Source organism: Mangrovivirga halotolerans, assembly GCF_026241165.1.
Lineage (GTDB): Bacteria > Bacteroidota > Bacteroidia > Cytophagales > Cyclobacteriaceae > Mangrovivirga > Mangrovivirga halotolerans.
Genome location: NZ_JAPFQN010000003.1, coordinates 482,376 through 493,701, shown reverse-complemented (window position 1 = coordinate 493,701; position 11,326 = coordinate 482,376). Strand labels below are relative to the sequence as shown.

Below are 11,326 nucleotides of genomic sequence, written 5' to 3'. Positions count from 1 at the left end.
TACCTTTTTTTATGTCTTATTTTATTTCCTCTACTCTTTATATCCTATATAAAACAGATCCAGCGCCTTCTCCGGATCATCAATAACCAGGTAATCTTCATGACTGATTCCGGTAACCAGTCCGGAATTTTGTTTGGAAAGATTATTTCTGTTTATCCTGTTTAAAATATCATACGGAATTCTCAATATCGATGCTGGGAGTTTATACTGCAAATCAAAAATATCAAAGCGAGTGATCTTTTCAACTGACCTTTTATTTTGCTTATAGTAATCCCATACTTTTTCATTACCCCCAATACCTTTTGTCTCCACTTTATCAAAATATTTCGCCATAAGGCTTTCTAGTTCTTTGGGAGTATACTCTCTTTCATGCCATGGATTTCGAGTAAGTGTATAGTTGATATTCGGAGTGGTAACAAGTAGCTTACCTCCTGGCTTTAGAAGCCTGTATAACTCTTTTAAGAAAAGACCATCATCTTTAATGTGTTCGATCACCTGAAAAGTCACAATAGTATCAAACTGCTCACTCTCCCATCCATCAAATGGTGGAATATGTGCCTGCACAAAATCTACTTCAGGATATTTAGCTGATAGTTTATCTATCACCTCACCGATTTTGTCAACTGCCTTATAATTAGTGGCTTTAGGTTTTAATAACTCTACACCTCTTCCTTCTCCACACCCTACTTCAAGCAAACTTCCAGACACAAATGGCTTGGCAGCATAATAGGCCTTTAACAACCTGCTGTGAATGGGGTTATCAGAAGAAATAGTATCAGAAGCGATCTCTGTAGTATACGTTGCCATATTAGTTTAATGATAATTAGCAAAATTAGGCCTTTTTACTTTGCCAAAACAAAATAAAGCAAATAACTTATGTTAAAATTTATAAGTATGAAATTTTTAATCAGTCTCAGCACTATTTTTCTGGTGTTTTTAAACGGTTTTTTTGCTAATGCTCAGACACTTGACTCACTTGATCTTTCATTTAAATATTATCAGGGTAAGGGTTTTGAATATGAAAGCAGAATATACGTCACTGAAAATGAAACAAGAAAAGCCATTTTATTTGTTCAAATAACCAACTTGTCTTCCAGTGAAAGGGATGTTGCATTTTCAACATCAGCACATAATGATCTGGATGAAAAAGTACCGGATCAAATTAATTATCAAAAAAACCAGGTATTAAAGGGGGGTGAAACCATTCATGTTCAACTGGAACAGGAGTTAACCGATGATCAGAATTGGGTCTTTCTTGCAATGCGAATTAACAACCTTATGTATCCTGACCTGTTTTTAGTCGGAGAAAGGTTTATTTTCAATTCTCCGTCAGTGTTCCCTGCTATAAATGGCTCTCAAGATATCACAAGCACCTATTTTAAAAAAGGTGATGAATTAACCTTTAATACTTTCAACAATGGGGTCAATGTCGATTCACTATTAATTTACCAACTCGATTATGACTTCAAACCTGCTTACCCCCCTATGTTTGAATCCTTTAATCAAAATGAAGGTGGCCCTGAAAATATAAATTCCATCAAAATAGGGATTTCTCAGACATTCAGATTTGATTCAACCGGATTATATCAATATAAAGAATCTGAAGAATCAATGGAAGCCCAGGGATTCAGGGTGGAAGAAAGTAATTTCCCCAAACTTCAAACTGTGGAAGGTTTAATCGGACCACTTCGATATATCTCTTCTAATAAAGAATACAATGAACTGGACTCCCTGAAATCTAAAAAGGCACTTGATCAGTTCTTTCTCAGAGCTTTTGGATCTCCAGGCCGGGCAAAACCAAAGATCAAACTTTACTTCAACCGCGTAGCTAAGGCTAATTATTATTTCACAAACTATAAGGAAGGGTGGAAAACTGACCAGGGAATGCTCTACATTATTCTTGGGTCACCAACCAACATTAAAAAAGATGGCAATTATGAAATATGGTCTTATAAAAAGGGACTTAATTCAACGCTATCATTTACCTTTGTGCAAGTAAAAGATCCGTATTCAGGTTATCATTTTGTTTTGATAAGAAAAGATGAATACCAAAATGATTGGTTTAAAGCAATTGATACCTGGAGAGGTAGATAAAATATATGAGAACAGGTCCAAAGAAAGAAGATTACATTTTCGGTACAAGAGCAATTATTGAAGGAATAGAAGCTGGCAGGGAGGTTGAAAAATTGCTTCTTCAAAAAAATGAAAGAAATCAGTTAATGCAAGAGTTGGTTAAGCTTGCAAAAACCCATGAAATCCCTGTTCAGTATGTGCCACAGGAAAAATTAAACCGGATAACCAGGAAAAATCACCAGGGTGCTATAGCATTTATTAGTCCTGTGAAATATTTACCAATGACAGAGGTAGTAACCAGCCTCTACGAGGAAGGTAAAAATCCGTTTTTAGTGATACTGGATCGTATCACTGATGTTAGAAATTTTGGTGCAATTGCAAGAACATGTGAGTGTATGGGAGTAGATGCAATAATTGTCCCTTCACGTGGCAGTGCCATGATTACTGGTGATGCAGTAAAAACATCTGCTGGAGCCCTTAATCATATAAAAGTATGCAGAGAAAATAACTTAAAAGAATCCATAGACTTTTTGCAGGATTATGGGGTGAATGTAGTGGCTTGCACAGAAAAAACTGACAAGGAAATATCCACAATAGATCTTACCGGCCCAATAGCTCTTTTAATGGGATCAGAAGAAGACGGTGTCTCTCCTGAATACCTTAAGAAAGCTAATGAAGCTGGTAAAATACCAATGAGTGGAAATATTAGTTCGCTAAATGTATCCGTAGCTGCCGGAATGGCGGCCTATGAAGTTGTCAGACAAAGGCTGGATCATAAATAATCTTCGCCCCAATTGTCTTTCACTTTTTTAGCATAATGCTTTATCTTGGCAGCGTCGCCTTTTGGTGTAATCAACAGTACATCTTTGCAGTCTGTTATCAGGTAATTTTCAAGACCATCAACCAGAACCACTTTATCTGAATCACAGGTTTTAACGTAACAGTTATTTGCATTTAAAAATGTTACTTTACCGTCTGCCACGTTTCCGTTTTCATCAGTTTCTTTCATCTCATGGATAGCATTCCAACTACCAAGATCAGACCATCTGAAATCACCCTTAACCACATAAACGTTTTCTGATTTCTCCATTATTGCATAATCGATGGAGATATTCTTACAATGTGAATAAGATTTTTTTATGAATTTAGATTCTTCAGGCGTATCATACAGACCTCGCCCTTCTGAAAATGTCTCTGCGATATCCGGAGCATAATTCTCAAAAGAATCTATTATTGATTTTACGTTCCAAACAAATATCCCGGAATTCCATAAAAAATCTCCGGATTCCAAAAATTTAACTGCAAGCTCTTCATGAGGCTTTTCAGTAAATGTTTTCACCTTTTTTACTCTCCCCTTTCCTTCAATAAACTGAATATAACCATATTGAGTCTCAGGTTTATGAGGATTAATCCCAATAGTAAGTAATGAGTCTGTTTGTTCAGCTTTCTCTATTGCAATTTTCAAGGTATCGATAAACACATCTTCATCAAAAATAGCATGATCAGCAGGAGAAACTACCATAACAGAATCAGGGTCGCGCTCATTTATTTTATATGCAGCATATGCAATGCATGGCGCAGTATTTCTACCTAATGGTTCCCCCAAAATCTGATTATCATTTAAATCAGGCAATTGGTCTTTAACCTTGTCGACATAATCAGCATTTGTTACTATAAGAATGTTTTCAGGGTCTACTATTTTCAAAAATCGTTTATAAGTCATTTGAAGTAAAGACTCTCCTACCCCAAGTACATCCAAGAATTGCTTAGGTTCTGCATTTCTGCTATATGGCCAAAAACGGGACCCAATCCCTCCAGCCATTAAAACAACATAAAGTTTCTTATGCATATTTTTTTTATTGAAAGGGAAAACATTCCCTTATCCTAAATTTAATTAAATAATTCCTTCTCTCAAAAGATCATGCAAATGTACAAAACCTACAAATTTATCTTCGTTAGTTACAATTATTTGTGTGATATTATTTTCTTGCATTACATTAAAAGCCTTTACGGCATACTCTCCGGCTTCGATCGTCTTTGGGTTTTCCCCCATTACATCAGAGGCTTTCAATCCATCCAGGGAAGGATTTTTTTGCAGCATCCTTCTCAGGTCACCATCAGTAATTACTCCCACAATTTTTTCGTCTTCACTGATCACAACTGCTGCACCCAGCCTTTTGCTCGAGATTTCAATTATACAATCTTTCAATGGAGTATCCGGACGGACAATCGGCTTTTCATTAGCCGGGTATATATCATCTACCTTTAAATAAAGTTGCTTTCCGAGAGCTCCACCTGGATGATATCTACCGAAATCCTCACTGGTAAACCCTTTTGCTTCTAAAAGTGCTACTGCTAGGGCATCGCCTAGTGCTAAATGAGCTGTAGTACTGGTGGTTGGTGCAAGATTATGAGGACAGGCTTCCTCTCCAATTGTAGCATTGAGAGTAAAATCAGAATGCTGAGCAAGAAAACTTTCAGTATTACTCACGAGTCCTACAAGAGTACAACCTGTTCGCTTAATCAATGGAACCAGAACTTTTATTTCGGGCGTATTACCACTTTTTGAAATACAAATCACAAAGTCATCCGGCTGTACCATCCCAAGATCACCATGAATAGCATCAGCTGCGTGCATAAACAATGCAGGAGTACCTGTTGAATTCATAGTTGCAACAATCTTATTTGCAATTATTGCACTTTTGCCAATTCCAGTGATTACAACCCTGCCTTTTGACTCAATAATTGCCCTTACTATCGCTTCAAACTCGTCGTCAATGAGAAAAGCAATGTTTTTTATTGCATCTGACTCATTTATAAGTACATTTTTAGCGATTGTTTTTATATTTTTTGCTAAATTCAATGTCTGAATAATGTTTAGTTTCAAATTTTGTAAGACAAATTTTTGATTTTTTTTTCAAATAAGCTAGAGATTAAGGTAATACCATTATATGTCGGAAGTTAGTACAGATTTACTGCGATCCACTTTAAAGGAAGTTTTTGGCTACCACCATTTCAGGGGAAATCAAGAAAATATTATTAATAATATTATCAATGGCAAAGACACTTTTGTCATTATGCCCACTGGTGCTGGTAAGTCTCTTTGTTATCAACTTCCTGCTGTGGTTCTTGAGGGGACGACAATTGTTATCTCGCCATTGATCGCACTGATGAAAAATCAGGTTGATCAGCTAAGAGCTCTTGGGCTTAGTGCCTATTTTTTAAATTCTTCATTAAGCAAAAGTGAAATCACCAAGGTTAAAAAAGAAACTTTGGCCGGAAATACCAAATTATTATATGTGGCTCCGGAATCTTTGACAAAAGAGGAGAATATTGAATTCCTTAAAAAGATCAATATTTCACTTGTTGCGATCGATGAGGCGCACTGTATATCAGAATGGGGACATGATTTCCGTCCTGAATACCGTAGAATTAAAACAATTATTGGTGATCTGGGAGAAATGCCTGTTGTTGCTTTAACTGCAACGGCTACTCCGAAAGTTCAGATAGATATTCAGCGGAACCTGCAAATGGATAACGCTACGGTCTTTAAATCATCATTTAACAGGCACAACCTGTATTATGAAGTCAGACCTAAACAAAATATCAAAAAGCAGATCATTCAGTTTTTAAAACCCAGAAAAGGTCAGTCTGGAATTATCTATTGCCTGAGCAGGAAAAAAGTGGAAGAAATCGCCCAGTTCCTTGCTGTCAATGGATTCAGAGCTGCCCCATATCATGCAGGGCTTGAAAGTTCTGTAAGGATGGCCAACCAGGATGGTTTCCTCAGTGAGGACATAGATATCATCGTTGCAACAATTGCCTTTGGAATGGGTATTGACAAGCCTGATGTTCGTTTCGTGATCCATTATGATACTCCTAAGTCTATCGAAGGATATTATCAGGAAACAGGACGTGCCGGAAGGGATGGCCTCGATGGCCATTGCCTGATGTTTTACAGTTACAACGACATCCTGAAACTTGAAAAATTCAATAAGGACAAATCCGTGACTGAACGTGAAAACGGAAAAGTTTTGCTTGAAGAGGTTTCAGCCTATGCAGAATCTGCGGTATGTAGAAGGAAACAACTTTTACATTACTTCGGAGAGTCTTGGGATGAAGCAGAATGTCAAAGTACTGCCGGTTGTGATGCATGTAATAATCCGCCTGAGTCATTTGAAGGCCAGGAACATATGGTTACTGCATTAAAAGCTGTCTCAGAAACAGGTGAAAGATTTGGTATCGGCCACCTTGTTGATGTAATCCGTGGATCTGCGAATCAGTATGTTTTATCGTACGGCCATGACAAAACATCTATTTACGGAAAAGGAAAAGAAGAATCAAAAGAATTATGGTCTTCAATTCTACGTCAGGCACTGATCTTTGAATTCATTGAAAAAGATATCGATAATATCGGGGTACTTAAGCTAACCGGTAAAGGAAAAGACTTTTTAAAGTCACCTCATGATATTAAAATCACCAAACCCCACGATTATAGTCAGCTCACCAGGGAAACTGAAGAAGAAATGGATGAGCCTTCAGGCCCATCAAGGGGTTACGATGAAAACTTATTTTCTCTTTTGAAAGACCTGCGTAAAAAACTCGCAGCTCAAAAGGATTTACCTCCTTATGTTATCTTTCAGGATAATTCATTAGAGGAAATGGCTACCACTTATCCTACTGACAGAGATCAGCTTACAAAGATCAATGGCGTTGGAACAGGGAAAGTCACTAAGTTTGGTAAACCATTCATCGAGGCGATCAAGAAATATGTTGAAGACAATGATATTATCAAGCCTGATGATATTCTTATCAAAACATCCGGGGATAAATCCAAACACAAGATTCATATAATTTCTCAGATAGACAGAAAAATTGATCTTGAAGAGATCGCTGAATCACGAGGCATCACCTTTGAAGCCTTACTTGATGAAATAGAGAATATTGTTTATTCAGGAACCAAATTAAACCTTGACTATTACATCGAGGACTACCTTGATGAGGATGCTGAAGAAGAACTATTCGATTATTTCATGGAGGCAGAAAATGACAGCCTTGAAGATGCCCTTGACGAATTTGACGAAGATGAATATTCAGAAGAAGAAATTCGACTTATTAGAATTAAGTTTCTATCAGAGGTAGCTAATTAACCCAGATACTCTCTGACATCAACAATTTTCATATTGAGAGCCCGGGCTGCAACAATTCCGGGTTCTCCATCTTCAAACACCAGGCAATCAGAAGTTTCAACCCCCATCAACAAGGCGCATTTTGCAAATGTTTCCGGATCTGGCTTACCTTTTGAAACATCATCAACTGTAATGATATGATCAAAATACGGGGTCATATGCAATGTTTCTATGGTTTTCATCCCCATCTGCCTGCTACTCCCCGTTCCAATAGCCATCGGTAGCTTACCATGCCATTCCCTTACAATCTCAAACACCGGCTCGATACGGTTGACGAGATGGAAGTTCTTTTTAAAATTTTCTCTTTTTCTTAAGGTACAATCAACAGGATCCATGTCATCTAATTGATACATTTCCTTCAGTCTTTCGAAGGTAGTGATTGTTGGAGTACCGGCCCAGTCGTAAAATAACTGCCTGGAAAAATCTATTCCATAACTATCAGTTACTTTTTTGTACGCTTCATAATGTACTTCCATGGTATCGGCAAGAGTGCCGTCCAGATCAAAGATTAATGCTTTGGCACCGGTTTTTTCAGGTAGATCGATCATGGCGCAAAAATAAGTAGGCAGATCCTTAATCACACTCAATTGTTAAAAATATCCCATACCATAACCAATATTTATCAATTTTAATACCTGAAGATTATATGGTTATTATATTTGTAGAAATAATACTTATTCGGCATCTGTTTTTCTAAATGCAGATTAATATTAAGACCGTAATAACTCAATAAAAGCTAAAAAACAAATGAATATACTTGTAGTCGGATCTGGTGGGCGTGAACATGCTCTATCCTGGAAAATTGCAGAAAGCAAACATTGCGATCAGTTATTTATCGCTCCTGGAAATGCTGGAACTGAAAATATCGGAAAAAATACATCTCTAAATGTCAATGACCATAATGAGGTTGCTGATTTCATTATAGACAATGAGATCGGAATGATCGTTGTAGGACCTGAAGCACCACTAGTTGACGGTCTTAGCGATAGCCTTAAAGCGGATAATAGATTGTCTGATTTAATTATAATCGGGCCAGAAAAGGCTGGAGCAGAACTGGAAGGAAGTAAGGACTTCAGTAAACAGTTTATGTTAAGAAACAACATCCCTACAGCTAAAGCGCAAACATTTTCTAAGGAAAACATTGAGAAAGCCTATAAATATCTGGAGACTCTTTCTGCTCCTTATGTTTTAAAGGCAGATGGTCTGGCAGCTGGAAAAGGTGTTGTAATTGCTCAAAGTATTGAAGAAGCAAAAGAATCATTAAAGGAAATGCTTCTAGATGCGAAATTTGGTGACGCGAGTGCCCAGGTTTTAATTGAAGAATTCCTGTCTGGTATTGAGCTATCCGTTTTTGTATTAACAAATGGCAAGCAATATATCGTTCTCCCTGAAGCTAAAGATTATAAGCGAATCGGAGAAGGTGACAAAGGATTGAACACTGGGGGAATGGGGGCAATCAGTCCGGTACCATTTGCTCAGGGAGACTTCATGGATAAGGTTGAAGAACAAGTCATAAAACCCACTATAGATGGTTTAAATAAAGAAAACATTCCTTTCCAGGGCTTTATATTTATTGGTTTGATGAATGTAGAAGGGAATCCATATGTTATTGAATATAACGTAAGAATGGGTGATCCTGAAACTGAAGCAGTTATACCAAGAATAAAAAGCGACCTTGTAGAAGCATTTATAGCAACCAATGAGCATACACTTGATCAATACAAACTGGAAATTGATGAAGACACTACTGCTACAGTGATTCTAGTTTCAGGTGGCTATCCTGAAAGTTATGAAAAAGGTAAAATTATCAATGGTTTATATGAAGATCATGAAGCGAGTATTTTTCATGCTGGTACAAAATCTGAAGACGGGTCTGTTTTAACATCCGGAGGCAGAGTTTTGGCTCTTACTGGCAAAGGAAAATCAATGAACGAAGCCTTGAAAAAAGCTTATGCATCAGCAGAAAAGATCTCCTGGGATAAAATCTATTTCAGAAAGGACATTGGTTTTGACCTGTAAATCAGGATTATTGTAAAGCTTTACCTTACCAAATAAGGAAACCGCAAAAAAATTAGTATTTTAGACATTGGGAGTTGTGAATATAACAGATAATGTTTGCCACAACGATGTGTATGAACCGGTATTTGCGGACAAAGGAAAAAATTAATTATGGCTTGTAGTACATGCGCAACTAAAAATAAAGATGGTAGTGTTTCAGGATGTCAGAACAACGGTGCTTGTGGCACGGGTGGTTGTAACAAAATGAATGTATTCGACTGGTTGTCGAATATGGAATTACCTTCAGATCAGATATTCAATATAGTAGAGGTTAGATTCAAGAACGGAAGAAAAGAATTTTTTAGAAATTCTGACTACCTGGATCTTACAACCGGAGAACCTATTATTGTTAACGTACCCAATGGCCATCACTTAGGTCATGTATCTCTTCAGGGGGAGTTGGTTAGACTTCAGATGAAGAAAAAGGGTGTAGAGGAAGACAGTGAAGAGGTAAGAAATATCTACCGGAAAGCAACCGATAAAGATCTTGAAAAATACGAAGAGGTCAAAAACAGGGAAATGCCTACTCTTTACAGAACCAGGGAAATAATCAGAAATCTTGGTCTGTCAATGAAGCTTTCAGAGGTTGAGTACCAGGCTGATAATTCTAAAGCAACTTTCTTCTATTCTGCTGATGACCGGGTTGATTTCAGAGAATTAATTAAAGTTCTGGCAGCAGAATTTAAGATCCGCGTTGAAATGAAGCAGATATCTCTTCGACAGGAAGCTGGTATGCTTGGCGGCATTGGTTCTTGCGGAAGAGAATTATGTTGTTCAACCTGGCTTACTGAGTTCAAGAGTGTTTCAACCTCTGCAGCAAGATATCAAAATCTGTCTTTGAATCCGGGTAAATTATCAGGTCAGTGTGGCAGACTTAAATGCTGTTTGAATTATGAGCTTGAAACCTATATGGATGCTCTGAAAGATATCCCGGAAATGGAAAATGAAACCATTGAAACCGAAAAGGGTAAAGCACGCCTTCAGAAAACTGATATCTTCAGGAAAATTATGTGGTTTGGTTTTTCTGATGAAAACACCTGGCACCCTGTAGAAGCAAATAGGGTCAGAGAAATAATTGAACTTAATGAAAAAGGCATTAAACCTGCTACCTTGTTTGAAGATGAAATCGAACTTAACCTGGGAAGTAGCCTTAATAGCGACCTTGAACGATTAGATAAGAAACTTAGTAAAGGTAGTAAACCGAAGAAAAAAAGAAAGAAAAGAAGAAAGAAACCGGAAAATCAAAGCCAACAGCAGCTTGCAGCAAAGAAAAAGCCAGCAGGCAATCAGCCTAAGAGTCAGGGTGGCGGACAACCGGCAAAAAAACAAGGTTCTAAATACTCCAGGCAAAATCATCCAAAGGCAGAAAATAAACCTCAGGGGGCTTCATCTGAAGGTCAGGACAAAAAACCGAAAGGAAAGCCAAGAGGAAATAATAAAAACAGAAGATTCAAAAAAGGAGGAAGAAAAAACCCTAATAATAACAACAACAAACAATAATGAAATCATTTTTTTATTTGACAGTTACATTGATGCTGACTCTTTCAGGCTGTGACACCACCAGAGTATTTGAAGAATATAATGACTTTGAAAACAATACCTGGAATCGTAATAATTCAATAAATTTTGAGTTTCAAATAACTGATTCAGAATCTCCCTATAATTTATTTTATAACATCAGGAATACGAACGAATATCCATTTCATAACTTATACCTCGGTGCTGAGTTAACTAACGCTGAGGGAGAGGTATTAATTAAAAATATGGCAATGGAGAATCAGCCTGATGAAATAATGATCTTCGACAGAAAGTCAGGAGAACCTTTGGGAGAAAGTAGTATTGGAGATCTTTATACAATACAGACACCTTATAAAAAATCATTTCAATTTCCTGATACCGGAACTTATAAAGTCAACATTACTCATTTCATGAGAGACCAGGAATTAACAGGATTACAAGCTGCCGGATTTCGAGTAGAAAAAATTAAAGAATAACAATATTTAAAT

Annotated in this window: 10 protein-coding genes; 6 read left to right on the top strand and 4 right to left on the bottom strand. The window is 37.1% G+C overall.

What is annotated here, in order from left to right:
• Nucleotides 1-30: 30 nt before the first annotated feature.
• Nucleotides 31-807 carry a class I SAM-dependent methyltransferase gene (locus tag OO013_RS06130; RefSeq protein ID WP_266055817.1) on the bottom strand — a complete coding sequence of 259 codons (777 nt, stop codon included), beginning with the start codon at nucleotides 805-807 and terminating at the stop codon, nucleotides 31-33.
• Nucleotides 808-894: 87 nt separating this feature from the next.
• On the opposite strand from OO013_RS06130, the gene OO013_RS06125 reads away from it, so the two are divergent.
• Both OO013_RS06125 and rlmB read left to right on the top strand, forming a co-directional pair.
• Complete coding sequence (locus OO013_RS06125; RefSeq protein ID WP_266055816.1) at nucleotides 895-2,094, top strand: GWxTD domain-containing protein; 1,200 nt, start codon at nucleotides 895-897, stop codon at nucleotides 2,092-2,094.
• A gap of 5 nt (nucleotides 2,095-2,099) precedes the next feature.
• On the top strand, nucleotides 2,100-2,855 hold the full coding sequence (rlmB, locus tag OO013_RS06120) for a 23S rRNA (guanosine(2251)-2'-O)-methyltransferase RlmB (RefSeq protein ID WP_266055815.1): 756 nt from the start codon (nucleotides 2,100-2,102) through the stop codon (nucleotides 2,853-2,855).
• Here rlmB and OO013_RS06115 read toward each other — a convergent pair.
• Together OO013_RS06115 and OO013_RS06110 are read right to left on the bottom strand one after the other, a co-directional pair.
• Nucleotides 2,846-3,922, bottom strand: coding sequence for a mannose-1-phosphate guanylyltransferase (locus OO013_RS06115; RefSeq protein ID WP_266055814.1), 1,077 nt, complete (start codon nucleotides 3,920-3,922; stop codon nucleotides 2,846-2,848). The genes rlmB and OO013_RS06115 overlap by 10 nt on opposite strands.
• A gap of 45 nt (nucleotides 3,923-3,967) precedes the next feature.
• Nucleotides 3,968-4,936, bottom strand: coding sequence for a KpsF/GutQ family sugar-phosphate isomerase (locus tag OO013_RS06110; RefSeq protein WP_266055813.1), 969 nt, complete (start codon nucleotides 4,934-4,936; stop codon nucleotides 3,968-3,970).
• Between the two features lie 88 nt (nucleotides 4,937-5,024).
• On the opposite strand from OO013_RS06110, the gene recQ reads away from it, so the two are divergent.
• Entirely contained in the window at nucleotides 5,025-7,223 is a 2,199-nt protein-coding gene (gene recQ, locus OO013_RS06105; RefSeq protein WP_266055812.1) for a DNA helicase RecQ, read from the top strand.
• Here recQ and OO013_RS06100 read toward each other — a convergent pair.
• Nucleotides 7,220-7,843, bottom strand: a complete 624-nt coding sequence (locus OO013_RS06100; RefSeq protein WP_266055811.1) for an HAD family hydrolase — start codon at nucleotides 7,841-7,843, stop codon at nucleotides 7,220-7,222. The two genes, recQ and OO013_RS06100, sit on opposite strands and share 4 nt — an antisense overlap.
• Before the next feature lie 166 nt (nucleotides 7,844-8,009).
• Here OO013_RS06100 and purD point away from each other — a divergent pair, with 166 nt between their 5' ends.
• The 3 genes from purD to OO013_RS06085 all read left to right on the top strand — a co-directional run bounded on the left by purD (nucleotide 8,010) and on the right by OO013_RS06085 (nucleotide 11,314).
• Complete coding sequence (gene purD, locus OO013_RS06095; RefSeq protein ID WP_266055810.1) at nucleotides 8,010-9,281, top strand: phosphoribosylamine--glycine ligase; 1,272 nt, start codon at nucleotides 8,010-8,012, stop codon at nucleotides 9,279-9,281.
• Between the two features lie 150 nt (nucleotides 9,282-9,431).
• Nucleotides 9,432-10,820, top strand: coding sequence for a PSP1 domain-containing protein (locus OO013_RS06090; protein ID WP_266055809.1), 1,389 nt, complete (start codon nucleotides 9,432-9,434; stop codon nucleotides 10,818-10,820).
• Nucleotides 10,820-11,314, top strand: a complete 495-nt coding sequence (locus OO013_RS06085) for a gliding motility lipoprotein GldH (protein WP_266055808.1) — start codon at nucleotides 10,820-10,822, stop codon at nucleotides 11,312-11,314. The genes OO013_RS06090 and OO013_RS06085 overlap by 1 nt, the downstream gene beginning before the upstream one ends.
• Nucleotides 11,315-11,326: the final 12 nt, after the last annotated feature.

Coding starts and splice junctions, on each gene's coding strand:
- OO013_RS06130 (WP_266055817.1), bottom strand. CDS start 807: ATGGCAACGTATACTACAGAGATCGCTTCTGATACTATTTCTTCTGAT.
- OO013_RS06125 (WP_266055816.1), top strand. CDS start 895: ATGAAATTTTTAATCAGTCTCAGCACTATTTTTCTGGTGTTTTTAAAC.
- rlmB (WP_266055815.1), top strand. CDS start 2,100: ATGAGAACAGGTCCAAAGAAAGAAGATTACATTTTCGGTACAAGAGCA.
- OO013_RS06115 (WP_266055814.1), bottom strand. CDS start 3,922: ATGCATAAGAAACTTTATGTTGTTTTAATGGCTGGAGGGATTGGGTCC.
- recQ (WP_266055812.1), top strand. CDS start 5,025: ATGTCGGAAGTTAGTACAGATTTACTGCGATCCACTTTAAAGGAAGTT.
- purD (WP_266055810.1), top strand. CDS start 8,010: ATGAATATACTTGTAGTCGGATCTGGTGGGCGTGAACATGCTCTATCC.
- OO013_RS06090 (WP_266055809.1), top strand. CDS start 9,432: ATGGCTTGTAGTACATGCGCAACTAAAAATAAAGATGGTAGTGTTTCA.
- OO013_RS06085 (WP_266055808.1), top strand. CDS start 10,820: ATGAAATCATTTTTTTATTTGACAGTTACATTGATGCTGACTCTTTCA.